Origin of the sequence: Paremcibacter congregatus, from assembly GCF_006385135.1 — a bacterium.
In the GTDB taxonomy this organism is placed as follows: Bacteria; Pseudomonadota; Alphaproteobacteria; order Sphingomonadales; family Emcibacteraceae; genus Paremcibacter; species Paremcibacter congregatus.
In genome coordinates, this window is sequence record NZ_CP041025.1 from 2,776,988 (window position 1) to 2,802,696 (window position 25,709).

At 43.4% G+C, this 25,709-nt stretch carries 18 protein-coding genes; 6 read left to right on the forward strand and 12 right to left on the reverse strand.

Annotated elements, in window-relative coordinates:
* Positions 1-44: 44 nt before the first annotated feature.
* Both istA and istB read left to right on the forward strand, forming a co-directional pair.
* On the forward strand, positions 45-1,556 hold the full coding sequence (istA, locus tag FIV45_RS12225; RefSeq protein ID WP_114365294.1) for an IS21 family transposase: 1,512 nt from the start codon (positions 45-47) through the stop codon (positions 1,554-1,556).
* A complete protein-coding gene (istB, locus tag FIV45_RS12230) occupies positions 1,553-2,311 on the forward strand; it encodes an IS21-like element helper ATPase IstB (protein WP_181040069.1) in 759 nt (252 codons plus the stop codon). Before istA ends, istB begins: the two co-directional genes overlap by 4 nt.
* Positions 2,312-2,795: 484 nt before the next feature.
* On the opposite strand, the gene FIV45_RS12235 is transcribed toward istB, so the two are convergent.
* The 9 genes from FIV45_RS12235 to FIV45_RS12280 form a co-directional block, all read right to left on the reverse strand.
* A complete protein-coding gene (locus FIV45_RS12235) occupies positions 2,796-3,911 on the reverse strand; it encodes a mandelate racemase/muconate lactonizing enzyme family protein (protein ID WP_099471089.1) in 1,116 nt (371 codons plus the stop codon).
* A 4-nt stretch (positions 3,912-3,915) separates the two neighbouring features.
* Positions 3,916-5,301, reverse strand: a complete 1,386-nt coding sequence (locus FIV45_RS12240; RefSeq protein ID WP_099471088.1) for a serine hydrolase domain-containing protein — start codon at positions 5,299-5,301, stop codon at positions 3,916-3,918.
* 25 nt (positions 5,302-5,326) lie between these two features.
* Positions 5,327-6,820: an aldehyde dehydrogenase family protein gene (locus FIV45_RS12245; protein WP_099471087.1), complete on the reverse strand. Its 1,494-nt coding sequence runs from the start codon at positions 6,818-6,820 to the stop codon at positions 5,327-5,329.
* 34 nt (positions 6,821-6,854) lie between these two features.
* Positions 6,855-9,239: a S9 family peptidase gene (locus FIV45_RS12250; protein WP_165776875.1), complete on the reverse strand. Its 2,385-nt coding sequence runs from the start codon at positions 9,237-9,239 to the stop codon at positions 6,855-6,857.
* 304 nt (positions 9,240-9,543) lie between these two features.
* Entirely contained in the window at positions 9,544-10,119 is a 576-nt protein-coding gene (locus tag FIV45_RS12260; protein WP_133118512.1) for a hypothetical protein, read from the reverse strand.
* 240 nt (positions 10,120-10,359) lie between these two features.
* Positions 10,360-11,787: an MFS transporter gene (locus tag FIV45_RS12265; RefSeq protein WP_133118511.1), complete on the reverse strand. Its 1,428-nt coding sequence runs from the start codon at positions 11,785-11,787 to the stop codon at positions 10,360-10,362.
* A gap of 121 nt (positions 11,788-11,908) precedes the next feature.
* Complete coding sequence (locus tag FIV45_RS12270; protein ID WP_133118510.1) at positions 11,909-14,389, reverse strand: TonB-dependent receptor; 2,481 nt, start codon at positions 14,387-14,389, stop codon at positions 11,909-11,911.
* Between the two features lie 189 nt (positions 14,390-14,578).
* A complete protein-coding gene (locus FIV45_RS12275) occupies positions 14,579-15,661 on the reverse strand; it encodes a FecR family protein (RefSeq protein ID WP_099471081.1) in 1,083 nt (360 codons plus the stop codon).
* Between the two features lie 37 nt (positions 15,662-15,698).
* Complete coding sequence (locus FIV45_RS12280) at positions 15,699-16,295, reverse strand: RNA polymerase sigma factor (protein ID WP_099471080.1); 597 nt, start codon at positions 16,293-16,295, stop codon at positions 15,699-15,701.
* 348 nt (positions 16,296-16,643) lie between these two features.
* Between FIV45_RS12280 and pip the strand changes: the two genes are divergently transcribed.
* Positions 16,644-17,594, forward strand: a complete 951-nt coding sequence (gene pip, locus FIV45_RS12285; protein WP_099471079.1) for a prolyl aminopeptidase — start codon at positions 16,644-16,646, stop codon at positions 17,592-17,594.
* A 175-nt stretch (positions 17,595-17,769) separates the two neighbouring features.
* Here the strand turns inward: pip and FIV45_RS12290 are convergent, their stop codons facing one another.
* Complete coding sequence (locus tag FIV45_RS12290) at positions 17,770-18,582, reverse strand: hypothetical protein (RefSeq protein WP_204844756.1); 813 nt, start codon at positions 18,580-18,582, stop codon at positions 17,770-17,772.
* Positions 18,583-18,875: 293 nt separating this feature from the next.
* On the opposite strand from FIV45_RS12290, the gene FIV45_RS12295 reads away from it, so the two are divergent.
* Entirely contained in the window at positions 18,876-20,234 is a 1,359-nt protein-coding gene (locus FIV45_RS12295) for an IS1380 family transposase (protein ID WP_099471077.1), read from the forward strand.
* A gap of 706 nt (positions 20,235-20,940) precedes the next feature.
* On the opposite strand, the gene FIV45_RS12305 is transcribed toward FIV45_RS12295, so the two are convergent.
* Both FIV45_RS12305 and FIV45_RS12310 read right to left on the reverse strand, forming a co-directional pair.
* Positions 20,941-21,288: an ankyrin repeat domain-containing protein gene (locus FIV45_RS12305; protein ID WP_268939769.1), complete on the reverse strand. Its 348-nt coding sequence runs from the start codon at positions 21,286-21,288 to the stop codon at positions 20,941-20,943.
* A gap of 303 nt (positions 21,289-21,591) precedes the next feature.
* Positions 21,592-22,809 carry a site-specific integrase gene (locus FIV45_RS12310; RefSeq protein WP_099472819.1) on the reverse strand — a complete coding sequence of 406 codons (1,218 nt, stop codon included), beginning with the start codon at positions 22,807-22,809 and terminating at the stop codon, positions 21,592-21,594.
* A 389-nt stretch (positions 22,810-23,198) separates the two neighbouring features.
* On the opposite strand from FIV45_RS12310, the gene FIV45_RS12315 reads away from it, so the two are divergent.
* Together FIV45_RS12315 and FIV45_RS12320 are read left to right on the forward strand one after the other, a co-directional pair.
* Complete coding sequence (locus tag FIV45_RS12315; RefSeq protein ID WP_099470706.1) at positions 23,199-24,359, forward strand: site-specific integrase; 1,161 nt, start codon at positions 23,199-23,201, stop codon at positions 24,357-24,359.
* A 133-nt stretch (positions 24,360-24,492) separates the two neighbouring features.
* The gene (locus tag FIV45_RS12320) at positions 24,493-25,671 is read left to right on the forward strand and encodes an ATP-binding protein (protein WP_165776836.1); all 1,179 of its coding nucleotides are present in this window, start codon (positions 24,493-24,495) and stop codon (positions 25,669-25,671) included.
* The last annotated feature ends 38 nt before the right edge of the window (positions 25,672-25,709 follow it).

Sequence of the window (25,709 nt, forward strand, 5' to 3'; positions counted from 1 at the left end):
CTCTGCCACTTTTGTCCTCTTTGTTTAAGAGGAGGGCCCGAGGGATTTATACAGTGGATTTATATAGAAGAGTGCGCCTTGCCTGTCATGTGCAAGGCATGAGTAGCCGGGAGGCTGCGCGTCAATTTGGTGTTAGTCGTGAAACGGTTGCCAAGATGTTAAAGTTCAGCGAACCACCAGGCTACCGTCGCATAGCGACCACCAAACGCCCCAAGCTTGACGGTTTCACTGCTATCATCGACGGTTATATTGAGGGTGACAGGCTCGTCCCGCGCAAGCAACGCCATACAGCCAAGCGTATCTTTGAGCGGTTGCGGGATGAACATGACTTTACCGGCGGCTACACCACGGTCAAGGATTATGTGCGCATCCATCATCAGCGCCACAAAGAAGTTTTTGTCCCGCTCAGTCATGCGCCTGGCCACGGCCAAGCTGACTTCGGTGAAGCACAAGTAATCATCGGTGGGGTCCAACAAAAGGTTCACTTCTTTGTGCTGGACTTGCCGCATAGCGATGCCTGTTATGTGCGCGCTTATCCCCGCGCCATGACCGAGGCTTGGTTAGATGGTCACAATCACGCCTTTGCTTTCTTTGGTGCGGTGCCGCAGTCGATTGTCTATGACAATGACAAGTGCCTGGTGGCGCGCCTTATGCCTGATGGTGTTCGCAAGCGCACGGAAGCCTTCTCGGGCTTTCTGTCCCATTATCTGATCAAGGATCGTTATGGTCGCCCCGGCAAGGGCAATGATAAGGGCAAGGTCGAAGGTATGGTTGGCTATACCCGCCGCAACTTCATGGTGCCGATCCCTCAGTTCCCGAGCTTTGACGCTTTTAATGATTATCTAGAAGAACAATGTTTAGCACGACAGGCTGATGTTGTGCGGGGTCATAAGGTCAGCATTGGGGAACGCTTAAAAGTTGATCTTGCCGCCATGCAGGCCTTGCCCGCCACATCTTTTGATGCCTGTCACAAGCAAGCGGGCCGCGTGACCTCGCAGGCGCTGGTTCGCTATAAAGGTAATGATTATTCTGTACCGGTTGCTTATGGTCACCGGGAGGTATGGATCAGGGGCTATGTGGGCGAAGTCGTCATCGGCTGCAAGGCAGAGGTTATAGCTCGCCATCGCCGCTCTTACGACAGCGATGATATGATCTTCAACCCGCTGCATTACTTGCCCTTGATTGAGCGCAAGATCGCGAGCCTAGACCAAGCGGCACCGCTAGAGGGTTGGGATTTACCTGATGAACTTACCAAGCTGCGGCGACTGCTGGAAGCGCGCATGGGCAAGGCAGGCAAGCGGGAATATGTCCAGACCCTGCGCTTGCTGGAGACCATTGATATGGTGACCTTGGCTGCGGCCACGCGTGATGCCCTGAGATTGGGCGCTATCGGCTTTGATGCCATCAAGCATCTGGTACTGTGTCGTATTGAACGACGTCCTGCCAAGCTTGATCTGGATATTTACCCTTATCTGCCCAGAGCCACTGTAGGCACGACATCACCGTCCAGCTATATGAGTTTGATGGCCAGAACAGCAGCAGGAGCCTCATCATGAATGATGTTCCTCAAATACTCCTCACCCATCATCTTAAAAGCCTGCGCCTGCCGACCTTCCTGCGGGAACATGATAAGCTGGCCCGGCTCTGTGCCACAGAAGGCGTTGACCATATTGGGTATCTTGCCCGCCTTGCTGAGCTCGAGCTGATCGACCGAGAAGGTCGCATGATTGAACGGCGGATCAAACTGGCCAAGTTCCCAGCCATCAAAAGCCTCGACAGCTTTGACTTTAAAGCCATCCCCAGCCTTAACAAGATGCAAGTGCTGGAGTTAGCTCGTTGTGAGTATATTGAGCGACGCGAGAATATCATCGCCCTTGGGCCAAGTGGCACTGGCAAAACCCATATTGCGCTTGGTCTGGGGTTAGCGGCCTGTCGACAAGGCCTCAGTGTTGGTTTTATCACCGCGAGTGCCCTGGTCCATGAGCTGATGGAGGCCAGAGACGAGAAGACCCTGCTGCGCTATCAGAAGAAGCTCGCCAAATACAGGCTCTTAATCATTGACGAACTGGGCTTTGTACCGCTCAGTAAAACTGGCGCAGAACTTTTGTTCGAAGTCTTCTCTCAGCGCTATGAATGTGGCTCAACCATAGTGACAAGCAACTTGCCGTTCGATGAATGGACGGAAACCTTCGGTTCTGACCGCCTTACGGGCGCACTGCTGGACCGCTTGACCCACCACGTCAATATTTTAGAGATGAACGGCGATAGCTACCGCCTCAATCAGAGCAAAAAGCGCAATACCAACAAGTAAAAAGAAACACATGATAATAAGGGGGCAATTGCCCCCTTATTATCATAAGTAAGACGCAGCAATAGTGCTAGACTTTTACACCGCCCCATGGCCTAATTTTACTCCGCACTTGACACAAAATTTGCAACAATGTCTAAAATTACTTGTTCTTATTATCATTATTTTACCTTTTATAGGTTTATTATTTATCTATCATTCTTACTTTAGAAATCTGATGACAGTGAGATTTTACAGGCTTAATCAATATATTTGTAGATAGTATGCTTATGAAGGAAGTACATTGGAATCAACAAATCCTTTATTAAATTTCTATAACAAAATCATAGTTTAATCACCGGAAAAATAAGACGAAAAGGGCGGGAGACATCTCATCATAATCCATAGCTGTCGATACCAAGGCTTTTTCTTGGGTCATACTTTTCCTCTATACTTTATTCCATCTGGACTACAATGTTATCAATCGCTTGTATGTTTTCACAGCTGATTAAATTTTTATGGTTTCTTGGAGGACAATTTCATCGATCTCAGCTCCATGGCCTGGGGTATCAGGCAGATGAAGCAGGCCACCGACCTTCTCGTCATAGGTAACACCGCCAATGACGGGATCAGACTTAAAGTGATAGGCACTATCCAAGTCAAGAAAGGTTATGTTCGGGCGGGCCATGGCAAGATGAGCGGCGGCCGATAATCCCAGCCTGCTTTCCCCGAAACAGCCAATCATACATTTACTGCCATTTGCCTCTGCAATAGCATTGATCTTGAGGCCCATATGAATACCTCCTGCTTTACCGAGTTTGATATTGAGATAATCACAAGCGCCCTGTTTAATGAGCTTCAAGGCATCCTTATCGGTGAAGACACTTTCATCAGCACAGATGGGCAGATTGACTTTATCTCGTAATCTGGCAAGCCCCTCATAATCCCATACTTTCAAAGGTTGTTCTGAATAATCCAGATTAAGGTGTTTCATGGCATTGATGTTGGCAATGGCTGTGGGATAGTCCCAGCCCTGATTGCTATCGATCTTGATGGCAATGTCGGGACCGGCCAACTCTCTTACAGCCTTGACATGGGGTACGTCGCACAATCCGGGGCGGCCTGTCTTCATCTTTATGGCATCGAAGCCTGCGTCCAATATGGCCTGGGCCTGGGCCACCGTTTGTTCCACCGTTTCTTGCCACCCTATAGTCAGGTCTGTTCTGATTTCTCGGCGTTCGCCACCTAAGAAACGATAGAGCGGCATATTGGCGGCTTTGGCGGCAATATCATAGAGAGCCATGTCGAAGGCCGAACGGATAGAGGGTTCACCGACGATAAAGCCGTTGATCTCTGCCATACGGGCTTCGATGGCGACTGCGGCCTTGCCTATGATCAGTTTGGCTAGTTGTTGGGCGGTTTGATAATTTGTATCAGCTGTATCGCCCGTAATGTAAGGACAACAAGGACTGGCTTCACCCCAACCAACAATTCCGCTCCCCGTCGTTATCTTGACGATGATATTCTCAGTTCCCATCACCTCGCCGATTGCAACTTTTATGGATTGAGTGAAGGGGATGTGTAATCGGCTGATTTCTATGGTTTTAATGGGGGATTGGGACATATTCCTACTCCAAAACCCGTTTTCTTAAATGACCGCCACTGAAGAGATAACTGTAGCGCCCATCCTTCTGACAATCTTTAAATTGCAGCTCCAACGCGACAGATCCATCCCTATTGAAGCCATAGAAAAAATCATCCTCTAACGCACCAAGACTATAACGCTCTACAGGAGTTTTAAGGACAGTGTCTTCGTAATAAGCAACCAGATGATCCTCTTCACTAACAATCCTAAATCCATCCCCTAGAGAAGCATAGGTCCCAAGAAAGCGTTTCTGTTCTACAGAAGATAAATTCACGAACTTTGCCTGTGCCTCTGAATAATCAAGACTAGCCAGTTCATTGAGAAAGCGATTAGTGATTTCTGTCATCATACCCATCTCACTGCAATTAATTAAAATCGCAAAACATATATTCTGCTTGGGTATTACCCGTAACATGGATAGCTGGCCATAAGTTACGCCACCATGACCGTAAACAGTATCCTCGGGCTGTTTATGGTGAAGCAATCCCCAGCCCAGTCCATAGCCTTTAGTAAAGGCTTTGGAGACGGTGGGAACATTTACCTGCTGCACCTGCATCTGAGCAAGGGAGGTTTTAGACAACCAACGCTCCCCAGTTTGAGTAATTCCACCCTCCAAATGGGCCCTACCAAAAGTAATTAAATCCTCAGCACGCATGGTCAGTGTCGCGCCTGCTGCTGCTTGTCCCATAGATAAATAAAGCTGCTCTGTTTGTTTCCAGCCCTCAGGGTGTGTTTGATCAGCAAAATGACCAATGGCAGCTCGATAGCGGATCACATCCATCGGGTGACTGATTGCGTGGCTCATGCCCAGAGGTTGATAAATCCGTTCTTCAATTGCATTATACCAACTGACCCCGGTCACCACTTCGATCAAACGCCCTGCAACAGCAAAAGCTGCATTGGAATAGGAATAATATTCCCCAACCGGATGAATAAGAGGCAAGCGATTAATACGGTCCAGATAACGGGCAATTTGATTGCCCGACTGACGTGATTCATCAGGAAAGAAATCCCCACTCATACCATTTGTATGGTTAATGAGTTGGCGAACCGTAATAGTTTCCGACGCTTCCGCATCTGCAATGGCGAAGTCCCTGAGATAAGTTCGAACAGGCATGTCGATATCAATCTTACCCTCATCTACCAATTGCATGATAATCGAGACCGTCATGATTTTGGTAATCGAGCCAATTTGGAAAATAGAATCCGTTGTCGCTTCTACTCCTGTTTCTACGTTTAATATTCCAGACGCCGCCAAGTGGAGCTGACCATCTTTCCATACCGCCACTGAGACCGCAGGGGTCTTACCTTCTTCCACTAAACCGTCCGTATAGGTCTGAAGGTTGCCCAAAAAATTATGTGCAGACATTATTGATTATTCCTTTTATTTTTCTTTATTCGTGCAATAAATGCACAGTTGTACCAGCACTGTAGGCCATCAGCTCTTCGAGACCTCCACTGCGTCCAAATCCTGATTGTTTATAAGGCTCTATAAAGATCGGGACTTCTCCCCCGCTCGGGGAAGATGTTCCCATCACGACGAGTCCACCCGCCTGCAACTCTTTGCCAAGTCTATGTATCCGTCCTATATTCCGGGTCGCCACATAAGAAAAAAGGCCAAAATCGCTGTCATTAGCAAGCTTGATGGCCTCGACTTCATCCTTGAACGTCAGAACCGATAATAGAGGACCAAAGATCTCTTCCTGAGCTATTTTATAATCTGGTTTAACCTGATCAAAAATAGCAGGCGTCATATAATACCCGCCGGTTTCTGAGTTAACTTGTTCCCCGCCACATAGAAGCTTTGCCCCTTGCTCTATACCGCTTTGCACATAACCTTGAACCTTGCCCATATGACCTTGATTGATCAAGGCTCCGAAAGTGGTTTCTAGATCTAATGGGTCAGACGGTGTGATCTTTTGTGTAAGTTCGATGATCTTCGGCAGGAGTTTATCTCGTATAGTCTCCTGAATAAGAAGACGGGTAGAAGCCACACAGAGAGCCCCCTGATTTGGGAAAGCCTTTCCAACAATATCAGCTGCAATCATATCCAGATCATCAGGACAATCATCAAACACCAGATAAGGTGATTTACCTCCACATTCCAGGATCATCCGTTTCATATTGGATTGGCCGGCCGACACCATAAGTTGCTTGCCTGTAGCGGTACTGCCCACAAAGCTCAACAAATCCACATCCATATGACGCGCCAAGCGGTCACCGACAATGGCACCTGATCCATTGACCACATTAAACACCCCATCCGGAATTCCAGCTTCGATGGCAAGCTCTGCCAAACGACAGGCGGAAAGGGATGTAAATTCAGATGGCTTAAGGATTATGCTATTGCCCATGATCATAGCTGGAGCGATCTTTTGACAAGCCAGAACCAGCGGAAAGTTCCATCCGACGATGCCAGCGACAACGCCAATAGGTCCCCGCTGATGGTAGGCGAAATAGGCGCCGTCAGAGCCTGAGGGCTGAGAAATCTGTTCGGCGGCCTGCGCCACATTACGTAGAGTTCCTGCCGCTGTAACAATATCGCCGTGGAAAGCATTTGTAATCGGTTTGCCCACATCCATTGCCTCATAGAGGGCTAACTCTTGAGCATTTTCTTCAATCAGATCAGCGAGTTTATTTAAGGCTGCTTGACGGGTTGATAGCTCAAGTCCGGCCCAGCGGCCATCTTCAAAAGCGACTCTAGCACTTGCTACGGCATCATCTACTTCGGTTCCTGTTCCAGTATTAAATCTATAGAGCAAGCTACCATCTCTTGGGGAGAGTTTATCTAATATTATCTCCCCTGAGCAAGCCTTATACCGTCCTTCAATGAAGTTTTGAACATTAAAATTCTGGCCTTTTAACTTTTCAAACCAATTAATTATCATTAAATATTCCTGTGGATTCTATTAAGTGTATTGTTTATTTGTCAAGTTTATATTCATAAGGGGGCTCATTACCTTGAAGATACCTTACCATATGATCCCACGCCCGACGAATTTGATAAGGGCTTAAGCCTCTGAAATTGTTAGGCTTTGGCTCGACAATTAAATCAAAATCCTTACCCGCAAGCTGCAAGGCATGAACTAATCGGAAAGTCGCTGCCACAGGCGTCGCCATATCAAGCATATTATGCATGATCAATAACTTGCCTTTTAATTTTTCCACCATTTCTTCTGGATGTTGATTTGGTGTAGGTGTTCGACCTTCATACATATCTCCCCACATGGTACTTCCCCACATACGACTATCGGGTAGTGTGTCCTGAACCCCCACTTTGTAGAAATCCGGATGTTCTAATAATCCTAATATCCCACCTGCGCCACCGGTTGCTGTGGTGATGCCAACACGGTCGATATCCATATAGGGGTAACGTTTTCCAAGTTCTTTAATCCCCGCCACATGGTCCGAAAGCATGTTGGAAGAATTCGCCCATCCATAGGTTTCATCCATAAAGGCTTTACTGCGATAAGGCGTTCCACGACCATCAATTTGAACCACAATAAAACCGAGTTCTGCTAGGGCGAAAGGATCATAATAGAAACTTCCAAATCCAATAGCATTCGTGAAAGAACCTTTTGGAGCAAAAGGCATATCCGCAACATTAAATCCGTGATCAATAACTGGGTATGATTTTCTTGGGTCAAAATTTCTGGGGCGATAAATCACACCATAAATATCTGTTTTACCATCCGCCGCAGTCATTTTCACGGCTTCCGGCCATCTCCAATTTTTCGGCAAACCAGTCAAGTCGGCTTTTTCGACTTCCATAATATTGTTGCCATTGCGATCAATCAACAAACTCACAGGAGCTTCATCAGATTTGGAGCGGGTCACCACAGCATAGTCACCTGAAGGTGACACCCCATTGGCCGCCATATTACCAGAAAAAAGTCCGGTGATTTCACGAGGGGTGATCGTTATATACTCATGATTACTGCTCACGAGAGTGGTGATTTTACCTGAATCAATATTGATTCTAACCAGATCCCGGTAATAAGGATCACGCCCTTTCACACGGCCAGATGTTGTTATAAATATCTCTCGGCGAGTTTCATCAAAACGTACTAGGTCTCGGGCAACCCATTCTCCACTGGTTACAGTACTTTTCAATTCACCATTGGTCAAATCGTAGAGATAAAAATGAGCCCAGCCGCTTCGCTCGCTATACCATATAAGCTCATTCGTTTCTGGTAATGGTAGAAAATTGGGTAAAGCGTCGCCATTCAAAAACAAGCTAACGCGTGTATCTGACTGTTCTTCAAATAAGATACGAGTGTTACCAGTAGATGTATCGAATTCTACCAGTCGAGCAAATTTATAATAACGATCCACGTCAATGAAGTAAGCTTTACGGCTGTCTTTGCCCCACCAGCCTAAATCTACCTGGAAGAATCCGGCACTGTTGCGAGTGGTCGGGACGCGCCTATATTCAGCCTCCTGAGCCTGGCATGACTCCACATCAATGGCCAAAATGCGGTATTCCTCAACATGTTTATCACCAGGAAATGCTATCCGGTAACGATCTACCTTTGGGCGAATACTTCCATCTTTTGGAACATATTGCATAATTGATAAATCTTTTACCTCCCGCCTATCTTTTTGCACTGTAAAGAGACGCTTACTATCTGGCGACCAACGCACTTGAAGGTCAAGTATGAGTGAATAGCCCCAACTACTCCCACTTGCCGCGTAATCATAGAACTCTTCACCATCTTGAGTAAGTTGACGTTCGATTCCTGATTTTACATCTCTTACCCAAAGATTATAGTCACGGGTGAATACTGATTTTTGACCATCCGGAGAGGTGATACTATTTGAGGGTAAAACGCCAAATACAGACTCTTTTACTTCATCAAAACCGTTAATAAGTTCCTTTACTTTCCCTCCTTTAAAAGTCCAACGTTTGTCAAAAGCAGCAAACCCAACAATCAGAGGATTCATGCTTATTTTCACTTCAGAGATGGGTAAATTATGGGCATTCACAATTTCTCCAGATGCTATCTTCAATTCTAATGCCAATAGGTTATGATCAAAGGCACATTCATTTCTAGATTTTTTGGCATCTACCAAGCGGTATTCCCGACCCTCTTTAAAGGCGCGTTCATACCAAAAACACTCACTCTCCTTGATCCAGACAGGCAGCACGGTTGTATTTCTCGCTAGGTTCAACGGTCTTTTAACGGACCGCATTGTATTCCACATCAAATTATCACCTTCTTGGTATAAGGCTTTTGATCGGCTGTATCTGGCGATTATTTCTTCTGGGCTCGCAGAGAAACCCTTCAAAAAATTATTTTTAGTCATCTTAGTATCCTTTTGATTGGCGTTCTTATTTTTTCTTATAATTTTGTCGTTTCCCATATTTTGTGAACTATCCTTTACCTAAAAGTCACAGAAACATCATTTTTGCTTAGGCTGCAGAATATTTAATGCATCCTCTACTACTATTCGACGGTAGGTCTCTATTGGAAAGCCATTGACTTGGATTTCAACTCTCCGCTGAAGAACTTTTTCTCTAGCCTCATGCAAAACCTCGTTTGCACGTGAGGCCAATACAGGAAGTTTCTCATTGTTAGGCAAATGTGACCCCTTCGGTGATTTCGAAAAACTAACCATTAATTCTGCATAAGCTTTTTTCCCAGGTTTCAAAGCCATATTGGTGTTCGTCCATAACGCAACGATCAAGACCCGTTAGTTCAATATCAGGTTGTTGAACCTGTCCTGTTGGAGAATAAGAAAATGCACTTATAATCCTCTCTTTAGCGCATTCGGGCTCCTTGAAATGGTGTTTAACCTCTTTTGGTGCCTTATCTACAACTAACAAACGGGTAATGGCCCGGTCATTGATAGCTTCAAGAACAGCGACAGGGTCATTTTCAATAAAAATTTCCTTACGTCGTGGATAAATGTCGTAACTACTATGATCTCCAAAACGGCCCCCAACATGGAATAAGTAAACCTCAGAAAAAAATGAACCTTGTCGTCTATTTGGCGAAGTATCATAAAATGATGTAATTGACAGCTGAAGCAAAAGTGAAGCTCCAACTGCTCCGAAAGGTTCATCAACAATTGTTCCTGCTCGGTCATAACAACTCCAATTAGCCAATAGATTGTTTCGTGTTGAAGCTACGTCTCCTAATTTTATACCGAAATGGCCAGAATCTAGTTGATATGATGTGTGCATAAACTTTTCCTTTCTGCACTCCCATAAAGAAGAGCGACTTAAAACCTTTTCCGTTATTTTAATAAGAAATCCAAAGGCCGTGTATTACCCGCTTGATATTTGGCCTTCGTCCATTTGTGATGGACGAGTATTTCCTTTGGTTCACAGAATTTTTCTCTGCTATATTAGTTTTTACTTTTAGAATCCCCAACAATATTTTCGTATATTTTTTTACATATAATAAGGTTAGTACACATCTAACTATTCAATTTTCAATGTTTTTTCTTCGTTCCTTGACTTGTCAATTTCAGCATCGCGCCAAAACCTCACCTCACGGGCATCTAGGCGTCTTCGAATTATATCGTGTCGACATTCATCAATAGGAATAAGGAAAATAAACAGACCTCCAACCAATGTAAAAACAATGGGGACAATCCCCATCAATAAGGCCAATCCCCAATAAACACCCTCATCTTGACTGCTTGCGACTGGATCAAAGCCAAACCTATCCGCTAGAGCGATATAAATCGCAATCCCAACGGCCATGAATGTTTTTTGAGCAAGAGATTGAAGTGAAAAACAGGTAGCCGATCTATCAATACCTGACTTTAAGGTGCCATAATCAGATACATCAGAAAGAATGGAGTAAAACGCTATATTTGCAAGCGCTGTTGAAATACCAAGACTCAAACTATAAAATGCGTAGAGATGAAGGCTATAGTCCCCTTTTAAAAGCACTAATGGCATCGCCGAAAATGACAATATATTAAATGCAAAAGCAACAAGGCACCCTTTCTTTTTGCCAACCCGCTCTATAAACCAAAGCCCCGGTTTCACAACAATTATGGAAACTATAATTGTCAGCAAAAAAAGGTAACCAAAATATTTACCCATATCAAGATAGGACGACATAACCAAAAATTTAAGGGCAGTATCCGATGACATAGCTATAAAATAAGAAGCCGTCCCCAACAAATATAATTTTAAGGGGCTATTATTAGTAAGTTCCCTCATTGCCCTGAGGGGGTTTTCAGATTTCTTGGAAAATTCAGGGCGCGCTGCACTTGTTGGAAGATAACGTAAATAAATATAAAGCATAGGAAGAAGAAGAATCCCCGCAGTTACTACTAAATAATGCATCACCTGTGGTGTAATTTCATTACCTTCGGTCAGTGATGTCATTGGAATGACCATAAAAATCGCAAATGCTATAAGTCCCGCTAAAGACCTATATGCAAAAATTTTATTCCGATCATCGGACCGGCGACAAACCTCTTTGGCAACGGTTAAATGGGGAATATTAAATAGTGTATAAGCTAGATAAAATGCTAAATACCAGAATAGAAAATAAATAAATGTAACCGATTCACCTGGATTAAGTAAAAACCAAGCAGAGGGAATTAAAAAAAGCGCCCCGCCAATTACAAATGGTTTGCGACTTCCTGTTCGAGCATTATAGCGATCAGCCCAATACCCAATACTCGGATCTGTGAAAGCATCAAACAATCCAGCAATCAGCATAGCTAACGAAACAGCAGCTAGGGAAAGCCCGTAATATTTTGAATAAATACCCGGCAAAACATTAGTTGATGCTATAAGTAATAATACAGGTACTACAGGCGCGGAATAAGCCAAACTAGTCAGGGTATTTAATGCCGGCACATGTTTAGGGTGTCGTTGATTGGACATGTTTAAATAATCACTATAATAAATATATTTTTGATTTTGAAAATGCAAGATTATGTACCTGACTTCCCCTCCCCAAAAGGAAAGTCAGACTAATAATTGAAGATTATTTAGATTTCCTACCCTAAAAACCCAGGCCCATCTGCAACCCAAATGTACGTGGCCGTGAACGAAGTGCGGCACCAAGAAATTCTCCCCCATGTAGTTGGCCGCGATCATTTAGAATATTCTTTGCATACACCCCAAAAGACAAACTATCATTCCATTGCAAACCTATATTGAAATTGAGCATATTGATCTCATCAGATTGGCCGAAATATTGAGGGCCAATGCTTCTGTTCCTTTGAACAGAACGACCTACCTGATTATAATCCAAACGAATAAAACCTGATTTTTCTTGCCATTCAAAATCATATTTTGCCGAAACCGTTAATTGATATTTTGGTATATAATCAATAGGGTCGCCGACTATATAAGCCGTGGAAGTCGCGTTTATTTCTACAAATTTCGCATCGACATAGTTTCCGTCAAAAGATATTGTAAAATGATCGCTCATATTCCAATCAAATATCCACTCAACCCCTTTTATTCTTGCCTTTCCTCCGTTGGACATGATCCCAACCCCGGTTCCCTGGAAAATCCCAAAAATTTGATAATCTTTATAATCACTGTAAAAGAGTGCAATTTCCCCATCAAACATACCATCTAACATTGTGGCTTTGACACCCAATTCATAAGTCCATACAGATTCCGGGCCTGCTTTAGGTTGCCCTAGTAGATTAAATTTTCCACTACGAAACCCTTTTGCTGCACTTACATAAATCATTGAATCTTCTGACACATCAAAGTTCACATAAAGCCTCGGATTCAAACTATCAAATGTATCCTTTAACATGACGGCACCATCAAAAAATTCAGCTTTATCTTTGAAATATCGCAAGCCAGCACCAAATTCCAACCTTTCCCCAAGCTCAACGCTGGTATTGCCAAATACAGCCCATGACCTAGAAGAGTCATCCAAGGTAAGAATGATCGGTGCGGCTCCATCAGGTAGCGGGCCAGGCAGACCTAAAAAGGCGGGCCCTATTAATCGGCCTAATTGCGCATCCCGGAAGAACCCCCCCACAGTCCACTGCCATGGCCCCTCTTCGCTGGAACCCAACCTAATTTCTTGATTGAAAACTTCGATATTTAAATCATCCGGCTGTATTATGTGGAAGGCGGGAATAGGCGGAGGCGCAAGGGGAAAAAGCGAGCCAACAGCCTCGATTTTTTTATCTGATGAAAGATAGCTCGTTGCACTGACTAAATTCACAGAACCAAAATCATAATTCGCGGTCAGGTTATAGAGTTCATAATTATCCTCTATTGACGGTATTGTTTGCAAATCAAAGACCTGCGTATAGTTACCATTTTCATCTTCTCCTGAGTCATAACCCGCATTATTACGGTGTATATTCGCCATGAGGCTTACATCCAAAAATTCATTTGGTTGCCATAAAGCCTTTATTCGCACATTAGTTAAATTTTGATCATTGGTGTTCTTTTGGAGAGCAGCGGGCTGATCTATCCACCCCCCTGCATTTTCGAATGTTCCTGCAACACGGATTGCCAATTCATCCGTAATGAGCGGCACATTTATTACGGATTGTATTTTCTGACTAGCCTCCCCACCTTTAGTAAAAGATGATTCTATATCTGCATGTCCACCAAATTCTTCTAAATCAGGGCTCTTGGTAATGAACCGAATAGTGCCCCCAGCCGAACCTTGGCCATACAAAGTACCTTGCGGGCCTCGAAGTACCTCTACTCTTTCTAGATCAAAAAGTCGCAAATCAAGTTCAAAAATCGGGTTGGTTGATACAGGAATTTCATCCACATAAAGCCCAACCAAAGAAGAGGCACCAGCTATATTTGCCACACCACGCATAAATATCCTTCGAGAATAAGCCCCAGAACCCACTACTGCAAGGCCTGGTACTGCAATGCTCAAGTCTTGAAAGTTATTAATCCCTCGTTCCTTCAGCTCTTTAGCACCAATCGCTACAATACTGATCGGAATATCTCCAATATATTGCGATCGTTTCTGCGCCGTCACAGTAATAACATCCATTGTTATTTCATTATCTGCCACTGCATCCACATCCTGAGCCATAGCTCCAGCCTGCATTCCAGTTCCAAACAAGAAAGCCGACACACTTGCCAACAGAGATCGTTTAATGTTTTTGTTCACTTTGGGTTCCTCCCGGTTTTGTGCTAACGCACCTTTACTTAGCGAGACGACAATCACCCCGCTATCCGTGAGACCCCCTACGAGATTTGTTCCTGCCAGAAGCACCTTTAGCGCCTCAAAAATGGAATAACTTCCCGAAATAGCTTTCGTCTGAAAATTCCCTAATTCATCAACTTGAAACAATACTGAATGTTTGGTTTGATATGAGAGAGTTTTTACTGCGGCTGCTATCGGCTTTGCCGATATTGACAGATCAAACTTTTCCGTTGCAGCCGCTAAGTGCGTCCACATACTGCTCATCCACAAAAGACAAAGAATTACCCATGTCCTTTTTAACACTCTGCATAAACTCCCATTTTGACTTTTTTTCATTACGTATTTCCGAACGCCAAAAGCGGTCTCATTGGGGAAGTTCCCTTTGACTTCTAAAACCGCTATATAAAAATTCACATTTCTTTAATTTTTATGTCACATTGCCTCTCAAAGCCTTTAACTACTCCAAAAAATATTAACTTATAATTTTGTAAAATGAGTTATTTCAAAAGGAATTCGTGACTATTTCTATCCGTCAGATGGACGAATACGAACAAATTTATCGTTTACACGATCAACTTCGATATCAAATGATAATTCAAGGGCTTCGAACAACGGGCCCGTTTCTCCTGTTCGGAAAATACCACTAAACCTAAGCTTTCTTAGTCTTGGGTCCGTTATTTCAATTTTCACATCTGTGTAACGATTGATTTCTTCGATGATCTCAATTAGAGGGCGTTGTGTAAAGTCTAAGATACCTGATTGCCAAGACATTTCGCTAACAAGTTCACGCTTCGTAATTTCTTCAATTAAATTATCCATCTCTTCCTCTGGCAAAGTGAGTTTCTGACCAGCATCTATCAATAATGGGGCAACTAAGCTTGCAACAGTCACTTTTTCCGTATCTTCTTTTATTTGGCTTTCGACAACGGGCTGGGCTGTAACCCCCCTTATAATTGGTGCAAAAGAAACGCGCCCTTCCGATACCGTAATTGTAAGGTCACCTTGTGTCCACCTTACTGAAAAAGCTGTGCCCACGGCCCGGACAAACTTATCGCCCGCATAAACAATGAACGGTCTTTTCTTATTATGAGCTACTTCAAAAAAAGCTTCACCTCTAAGTAATCTTACCCGACGTTGGTTCTCATCAAAATTAATTTCCACCTGGCTATTCGTGTTTAATTTAACAACAGAGCCATCAGACAGGGTTACTTCTTCCAACCCGCCAATCACTGTTGTTATTAAATATGGTCCCTGCGCTGTTTGGTTTAAAGTCACTAACCCAACGGCCAAGACACAAACCAAAGCAACACATGCGACGGCGAAACGCCGCCCCTTCAAGACACTGCCTGTAGATTTATTTCTGCTTACTGCTAGGCGTTCTTTCGCTGCCACATTTAGCGGGCCTGCGAAACCAGCGAGAACATTAATATCTCCCGATAGCTGAGCAAATTTCTTAATTTCCTGCAAATGCCGAGGACTACGATTAATCCATTCGCCTAAAGCCTCTGAATCCTTTTCAGACATGTTACCCGTCTCAAGTTGCGCAATCCAAGCACAAGCTTCAGTCGTAATATCGGGCGACTTATTTGCAAAATTTTCCTTAGTCATTTTGTATATTTTTAGTAAATAAAATTACTAATGCTCCTTATGTAGTACTTTTGAACAAATTAGAAAATGGTGTTTTTTTACCTTCTTCTTGATTCATTCGCCGGTCCATAAATTCACCACATCTTTTCAAGCCGGAGGCAACATGCTTCTCCGTAGTGCTTATTGAAATTCCAAGTTTATTTGAAATTTCAAGATGCGAATATCCATATACCTTCTTTAGCATAAATACTTTCCGGCATTGAACAGGAAGTGTAGAAAGAGCTTCCCCAAAAATGAGCATACGTTGATGACTGTCCAGGCTGTCTTCTAAAGATGGTTCATTAGAGACGTACCTTTCATCATCAAAATCCTCTATATAATCCACCAGAGATTTTGATTTTTTATCAAGTTCTTTGCGCACCACATTTCTGGCAATGCCAAAAAGAAAAGCTTTAGGTTCATCAATTTTTTGTTTTTTCTCGGCTTTCAAGGCTCTCAAAATAGTTTCTTGAGTAATATCTTCAATGTCATGATAATTTGAGGAAAAACGGCGCAAGTATTTACGCAAAATGGACTCATTTTCACTAAAGGCCGTCATCATAGCCGTTAATTTACCGGGTATTTTCCGGTATTTTTTTGAATTTTTCTTGTCCATTATCAAACCAAAAAGGTGCCCGATATTAATTTATCTCAGCACTCAAATATCATCATTACGGTATCTCAATATGATTACACCTCTCTTTCACAATGTCAACACACCCCACTTTATCCCCTCTTTATATTGTTAATTTCAGAGAAATCTGAGTAAGTTATTTCTCCCTTACAGGTAAAATATTGTATTTAATTTATGGAAAATGAAAGCTGGCGGGTCTATTCATTTAGGGAAGATTAATCCTCGAATTTTTGTTAAATGAAGAAATTTAATAGAGGATTTGGTTAGCTCAAGGGACTTCTCCTATGAGCCTCTTTATAATAAAAATAAAAATTAGAAAAATAAAACCCAATGAATTCATTATTTCCACCAATAACACCCTATAATCAATTTGAATTACCCGTAACAACGCCTCATGTAATTCACGTAGAAGAATGCGGCAACCCTGGAGGCTTACCCGTTATTTTTATCCACGGTGGACCAGGTGGAGGTTACAGTTCGGAAGATCGGCAATTTTTTGATCCTACCAAATACAGAATTATTTTGTTCGACCAAAGAGGCTGTGGTCGTTCTCGCCCTCTCGGATGCATTGAAAATAACGAAACCAAAGATTTAATTGAAGACATCGAAATAATTCGCAAGAAATTACATATTGAAAAATGGGCTATATTTGGAGGATCGTGGGGCTCCACTCTTTCACTTCTGTATGCTGAAAAATACCCATCAAGAACTTTGGCACTTATATTGAGAGGAATTTTTCTGGCCACCAAGGCTGAAACGGCTCACCTTTGCCAAGAGGGTATGAGCCTAGTTTTTCCAGAAGAATTTGAAAATTATAAAAATCTTATCCCTCTTGATAAACAAGATGACTTATTAGGAAGTTACTACAACATCATTAAGGGGGATAATAAAGAATTGGCACACCAAGCGGCCCTTGCTTTTGTAAGTTGGGAATCAAATGGTTTCTTCCTTGAGCCAATGGATAGTGGGCCTGATGTAAATGAAGAAAAAGATATAGCAAACGGAATCGTTGAATGTCATTATTTAACCAATGGTTGCTTCATTACTGAAGATCAAATCCTTGATAACATCGATAAAATTAATCGTATCCCTATGTTTATTGTTCATGGTCGCTTCGATAGTATTACTACTCCATCAAACGCATGGAGATTGTTTAAATCTCACCTAAAAGCGACCTTACAAATAACAGAGAATGCAGCCCATGCTTCCCGAGAAAAAACAACAGCATCCGTACTGATTGGCTACACCAATGAAATAGCGGATCAGTTTTCAGAGTATTGAAATGACCATGAGGTGGGAGTATTCGACGAACCCTGCTTGATGGTTTAATAGGGAGAGAAAAATCGCCCTTAACCCGCATATCTCACCGGGTTTTAACCTTATTCTGATTTTATCTTTATAATCAATATAGTATCTGGAATTTCAAGGCGTTCAAAAAAACAGTGTGTTTTTTGTTTTATCTATTCTCTGCGAGCCATTGCAGGGCACCTTTGGTCGCGGACCAGTTTTCCCGGTTTTGATCCACATATATAATCGCTTCCTCTTTTGAACCGATACTGTAATGGGGCGGCAAGCTTTTTGGCATTCGTTTTGTGCCCAACAATAGATCAGGGACAAAATGGTTAGTCTCCACAGCATGTTTCAACACCCGGATTGCCCCGGAGGACTTGGCCCCAGATTGTCTGAACATGAGGAACGCCTTGCTATAGCACCATTCGGCAAGGCTGTCTTCTTCATATTCCACCAGAAGTTCTTCAACACCCGCAAAATCATTTAAGGTAAATAGCCAGCTCTTCAAAATAGTACGCATGCCCTGATTATCACCCGGATTAAGCTGCAGCATATGTTTCACATGCTCCGCCGCCTCTTGCCGCTCACCCAAGTCCCATAGGGTTTGTGCCAATGCCGCCTTGGCACGCATAAAGGGACGGGTTTCCAAAACAAGCCAAAAATCACCTTCAGCATCTTCGAATAACGCGTCGCCAAGAGCTTGTCTGCCCGCATCCACAGCTTGTTCATAATATTTTCTGGCCTGAATGATGTCTTTTGCCTCTTCTTCTGCCAGTAAGAGATAAGCATCCGCGCAGAGATCAGAGATTTTCAAGGCCTGCCTAGCCAGTGCAATTCTTTCCCTTTTTGTGTCTGCTTCCCAGGCATCATACATCATATCCTGTGCCTGTCTTAAAGGGTCCTGATGATCAGGCGCCTCCAACAAACCATCTCCGGCAAAAGGGTCAGGGGCAAAAGCTGCATTTGTGATCTGCGCCATCATCTTTTCCATGAATTTACGGTCAGGAATATCTTGAGAAACATCTGCAGCAGGCTTCTTTTTTTGAAGCACTTTAATGGCAGGTTTTTTCGTATTCTTGGTTTTATTTTTTCTGCGATTTTTACTGACAGGCATGAGAGGTCCAAACATTATAAATAAAGACGATTAACATCCATGGAACATAACAAAAAAGCAGGATAAGACCAAGGGTTTTTAATGATTTTTCTCTGGAAACAACATCAACAAATATATATAAATAACCTCATATTATCAATGTGTTGAGTGAGTATTTTATGCGTTTTACAGATTTTGGATCCCGAACATTATTGGCGGCTTTTGACGGTGGAGAAATCACCTCTAATGCTGGTGTTCTTCTGTTACGGGAACGGGCAGAACAGATTAATCTTTTTGACCGTATGGCGGCCTGTTTTACAGACCATCGGGACCCTTTGCGTATAAAGCATCAGCTGCCCACCCTGCTTTCCCAGAGAGTTTGCGGCATGGCGCTGGGCTATGAAGATATTAATGATCATGACACATTGAGGAATGATCCGGCTATTAAGCTACTGGCCTCTTCTTGCTTAACGTTAAAGGATAAAACCCCGGCACCACTGGCGGGAAAATCCACTCTCAACCGGTTGGAACATTCCCGGGAAGCCGGTAATCCCCGCTATCACCAGATGGTGCCCAACCTGAAAAAACTATCCAACCTGTTCACCGACATCTTTCTGGATAGTCATGAAACAGTCCATAAAGAAATCACACTGGATATTGACGCCACAGATATTAAAGCCCATGGTCATCAGGAAAACAGTTTCTTTCACGGGTACTATGAGGAGCGTTGTTTCCTGCCCCTTTATATCTTTTGCGGACATTACCTTCTGCTGGCCCAGCTGCGTCCCAGTAATATCGATGGTGCCCGTGGATCACGTAATGTCATCCGTCGCATTATCAGAATGATCAAGACCCGCTGGCCCAAGGTAAAAATTCTCGTGCGCAGGGACAGTGGATTCGTTCGGGAAAACCTTATAAAATGGTGTGAGAATAACAGTATCAATTATGTGTTTGGTCTGGCGCGTAATAATAACTTACTCAAAAAAGCACAGAAAGTTCGGGGCAAGGCTGCCAAAGGGATGATCGACACGAATGAACCCACGCGAGCTTACGGGGATTTCTATCATAGGACTAAAAGCGAAAGCTGGGCGTGGCCCCGCAGAGTTATTGTCAAGGCAGAACATCGACCAGGCAAGAAACCACAATGCCGGTTTCTCGTCAACTCGCTTACCCGGAAGACGGCAACGCCAAAAGAAGTCTATAAAGATATATACTGCCCCAGAGGCGATATGGAAAACCGCATCAAAGATTGTCAGCTTGATCTGTTCGGGGACCGTATGAGTGCCCATGATTACCGCGCCAATCAGCTTCGCCTGATCATGGCCGGTTTTGCCTATGTCCTGATTGATGGCATCCGGCGCGAGGCTTTGCAAGGAACCAAGTTAGCCAAAGCTGTTCCAAATACCATACGTCTCAAACTATTGAAGGTCGGGGCACGTGTCATATATTCAGTGCGCAGAATTAAAATATCAATGCCCGATGCATATCCCTACCAGAATATATTCTTCAAAGTCCATGCCGCCCTCGCCCCCACATAATAAGCCCGGCGGCATGATGTCGACATAGGTCGAAATGCAGAAACTCTCCATATTGGGGAGGCCTTTCGCTTGTCTAAAACCTGAAAAGAAGAGCGAGAAATCCCAAATACTACCAAAATCAACATTATGTCCTCAGACAAATTACACAACTCAACCAAAAATCAGAAAACGCACTGGAAAATAAACGCGGAGAGAAAAAATAGCCCTCAAAAAAATCCTCGTGAGATTTCTGGGCTTAAGTTGCTCTGATCAAATCATTGGTCACTAGGATACCAACCTGTACCTCGCTGTATAATTTCGTTTGTCCATACTAATAGAAGGCATAAACCATTATTTTCTACACCCCATTTTCTTCTATGCTGGCCTGCATAAAGCTCCATTCTTTCTAAATAATGCGTTAGCGCATTGTGGCATTGCACATAAATTGCCAGAACAAGCAAAAAGTTTTTTAACGGTCTTTACTCGAATTTATTTTTAGGGCTTTTCTGTTTTTTTGCCATCATAATTTTCTCATGTTTATCTTTTACTTAATGCTATAAGTTAATCTACCTATAATGGCAATTCAATGGCAGCCCGCCCTAGCTTTCAACGTTTCCCACCACACCATCAAGCGCGCTCTTATCGTTGAAGCAGATTAGCATGAGTTAAAGTCATTTGTTGGATATGAGTTATTCGGAAAATCTAAAACTTCTAGTGCCTTATGATTTCAGTCGCCATCACCCCATGTTCCACCTTGTTTTATTTGATAAGGCATAACTTTCGTATGTCCTCCGTCATCATCATATATAGGACTTCCAAACCAACCTGTGTAATCAATTGCGGAGAATTCGCCATTGCAAGCTCGCGCATTAAGATCAACTCCAACTTTAATTAATAATTTGACAATTTTCAAGCGTCCCTGCTCACTAGCAAACATCAGAGCCGTTTTATCTCTGGGTGCTTCGTCATTTATTCTAGCTCCCTTTTCAATAAGAGCTTGCACAATATTGAATTCCCCCAATTTACATGCATACATTAGCTCTGTTTGATTGCCCTCTGGAGATCTGCAATTCACTTCAGCATCTGCATCTAGCCTTGTATACTAAATTAATAATACTTCTATCTAATGCAAAACATAATGGATAGCTGTGAAATAGTGCGGCGAGGGGGAATTGCACTTTTCATTTTAGAGTTGTTTGACTGCATATTAATCTCCATAAAATTCCACAGTTTCAATTTAAATCGAACTGCAGTCTTGTCGAAAAACAGGCGCGCAAGAATGAAGGCTAATAACCCTGTAATGGGTTCAACCGCCAATTCGTTATTAAATATATAAGAGCATTATTAGAAAATTCAATATAATGGCTTTTAGTACAAATTAGATCTCTTTAACATTCTTCGTTCGCCTCACATTCACCAATGAAGTATCAATCATATCCTTCAAGTGCGCGGCATAGTGTTTTTCGATCATCTCTACAGATGTTCTACAATTCTTAGCCACCTGATAAATGTCGGCCCCTTCAAGAAGGCGGAAGCAGATATAGCTATGACGTAAACTGTATGAGGTCCGGGCTTTCCCTTCCCTGTCAAACTTCAGATTTTCATCATTAAGAATGCCGTTCAGCATTTTCTTGTAATTGCTGGGGAACAGTATGTCTGTTGGCCCAGGATATTCATCCGCATCACCCTTTGACTTTTTGTGCTTCATCCTGTCTCGTAGCCTAATAAAGGGGCGCACCGCCCCCGGCATACTTTTACAAAAGCCGACCCCGCGCTTGCCGCGCACTTCAATTTCAAGAATAGTCTCGTTCGTGAGATCGTCATCCACAATCTCAACATCTTGGAACTGTAACTGTAACGCCTCGTCTGGTCGAAGCCCTGTGTTTGCCATGAAGAGCACATAGTCATGCAGCTGTTCGGCATACCATTTGAACTGTATTTTTTTAGGGTTCGCGGCATTTGCCCGAGTGGCTTCATAGAACTGTTTATATTCTTTGGGCGTAAACCACGGCCGATGGCTTATCTTGCTTTCCTTGCTATAACGATTTTTAAGGTTGGGCACCGCATCAATCCAACCATGCTCTTCTGCTGTCACAAAAGTCATATTCATGGTCACAATTTCATTGTGGATTGTTTTCTGAGCAGGCGCTTTCCAGGGTTTGTAACCCTCATCACCCTCTTCGGGCCAGTCCTCTGGCTTGGTCATGCGATGAACACGGTAAGCCTGACCAATGCCTTTTTCAATGTCATTGAGATACATATGCCCCATAAAGGGAAGGATATGAAGCCGTAAGCGTGCTTTGTGGCCTTCGACCCATTTGGGGCTGCGGCGACCGGCCGTAAGCGCTTCATATTCGGAAGTGAACAGCTCAGCCGCTTGGGCGAATGTTTTACCGCTCTTCAACTCACCATGCCGCGCCTTACCTCTGAGATCGATGTACCAATCCTCGGCAACGTCTTTTGCCTCTGCGAGACTTTTCTTCTTGGTACTCTTTCGGCGTTCCTTGCCACTAATGTAAGTTGACGCATGCCAACTGCCCTTTTTGGCTCGGCGGTATATCCTAACTTTATCTCCTAAAATTCGATGTATTTGCATGTTATTACCTCTCACTTGTTGCACGATCAGATCTGTGCGTTTTTGTGTGAGCCTTGTGCGACACCTTAATAGGGTATAACAAAGGCCAATTCATGTCAAATAAGGGTCACGATACAAACAAAAAAAGCAGCTAACTCAATGAGTTAACTGCCTTTTAATTTGGTTGCGGGGGTTGGATTTGAACCAAGGACCTTCAGGTTATGAGTTTGGATAATGGCCCTGCGACCTGAATATTCTTGTAGCTCCCTAAAGCCATTTACATATCTAACTGATTGTTTTAACTCAATTTACTTGACATAGTTCGGCGACCTGCTATTCTGTGCACATCCCTGAATACTGTTCGTTTGGTACCTATGTGGTACCTTTAAACTTATGAAGATTGCACTGTCATGCCAAAACTAACCAAGCGGGCTATAGATGCCTTGAGTTCTAAAGATACTGAATATGTCATCTGGGATTCAGAGCTTAGAGGCTTTGGCATTCGGGTATGGCCGTCAGGTAAAAAAACTTATGCTCTTAAGTGCCGCCTGAAGGGAAAACAGAAGAAATACACCATTGGTACACATGGCACCCTTACCGTCGATCAGGCGCGCACCAAGACCATTGGTATATTATCTCAAGTCAAACATGGCATAGATCCTTCTGAAGAATTGCGCGCTCATAAGAAGGCTCTGACCATTGCTGATCTGGGAAAGAAGTTTTTAGAAGAATATGTCCCTACGCACTGCAAAGCTTCCACCGCATATGAATATAAAAGATCCGTAGAGCATTTTATCAATGGTGCCCTGGGTAAATATAAGATCATGGATGTTGCCAGGCCTGATGTGGCGGCCATGCATCATAATCTCCATCATATACCCTATCAAGCTAATCGGACACTTGGGGTATTATCCAAGATGATGAATTTGGCCGAAATATGGGGATTGCGGCAGGATGGCAGCAACCCTTGCCGACATGTGAAGAAATATCCCGAGAAAGGGCGGGAACGGTTTTTATCCAAGGAAGAATTTATTCGCCTTGCGGAGGTATTGGATGAAGTTGAAGCCAGTGGCGAAGAAACCCATTCCTGTATCAATGCTTATCGACTACTGATGTACACTGGCTGCCGCCTTGGGGAAATCCAGAAACTTGAGTGGGCCCATGCGGACTTTGAAGCTAACGAACTTCATCTACCTGACAGTAAAACGGGCGCCAAGACGGTTTATCTTGGCGATGCCGCCGTTGAAGTTCTTAAGAACATTGAGCGGCAGGAAGGTAATCCCTATGTCATTAGGGGCAAGTTGGAGGGATCATATCTTACTGACCTACAGCATCCCTGGCGTCGGATTAGGGCCAAAGCAGGATTGGCTAACGTGAGAATTCATGACCTACGCCATTCTTTTGCCAGCAATGCCATTGCCCTTGGTATGAGCCTGCCCATGGTAGGGAAGCTGCTTGGTCATACCCAAATACAAACTACGGCTCGATATGCTCATCTGGCGTCTGATCCTATAAAAGAAGCCGCCAATTTAGTGGCCCAGAGCATTGCTCAGTCTACTTCTGCTACGTAATTTATTGGTATGATTAAGAAGGCCTAGAAGCGCCTAATCTATCATATTTTAGCCTCACCATGACCTCACAACCGATTTTAATAATTTTATTTATACCTTGCAATTTCGTAATAACTATACGAATATGCAAGGTATGTTAAAAAGATGGATCACACATAAACTTGAGCAATCGGTGCGGCATTCTCCTGCTGTTGTTCTACTAGGGTCACGGCAAGTGGGTAAAACTACGCTTGCTCAAACCATGTCACAAGGGAGGCCATTTCTTTACCTTGATCTTGAATCTCCTGCTGACCTAATTAAATTAAGTGATCCTATATCTTACCTCTCACAGCATAATGATAAACTCATTATTTTAGACGAAATCCAACGCACCCCTGAGCTTTTTGCAGTGTTACGTGGTGTGATCGATCAGAATAGACGCGCGGGACGTAAAACAGGGCAATTTCTTTTGTTAGGCTCTGCTTCCATGGATTTATTAAGACAATCCTCTGAAAGCCTCGCGGGGCGGATTAGTTATTTGGAAATGACGGGACTTAATCTGTTGGAAGTCCCTGTTAAAAACCCTGCTGATATTCAAAAAATTTGGTTGAGGGGGGGCTTTCCTGAAAGCTATCTTTCAGATACAGACGCGCTCAGCATGACTTGGCTTGAGGATTTAATCCGTACTTATCTGGAACGGGATATCCCCCAAATGGGATTTAGGGTTCCTGCGGTTAGATTAAGGCGGCTTTGGACAATGCTGGCTCATTTGCAAGGGGAAGTGATTAATTACTCGACCCTTGCAAGCAACCTTGAAGTGGATAGCAAAACAGTCAGTCATTATTTAGATATTTTAGGTGATCTCTTATTGGTACGCCGCCTTGAGCCTTGGCATACCAATGTTAAAAAACGTCTTGTAAAGTCCCCCCGTTTTTATATTCGTGATAGTGGTATTCTCCACCGTTTACTCGACATTTCAAATTATGATACGCTTCTTTCCAACCCTGTTTTGGGTAAGAGTTGGGAAGGGTTTGTCATGGAAAATATATTATCTATTCTGCCCGGCAATATTACCGCTTATTTTTACCGCACCTCCGCTGGTGCGGAAATTGATCTCGTGCTTAAAATATCCAGTAGGGAAACTTGGGCTATTGAAATCAAGACAGGCCTTGTTCCCAAAATCAAGCCTGGCTTTTATAGCGCCTGTGAAGATATAGGAGCGACGAAGAGATTTGTCGTTTATGGCGGCGACGATGAATTTCCAATAAAGCATGACACCACAATGATCAGCTTACATAAACTTATGACCAAGTTACATGACCTTAATGGATAATTCCCCCCTACAGAAAAGATGAAATTGTGACCCACTTA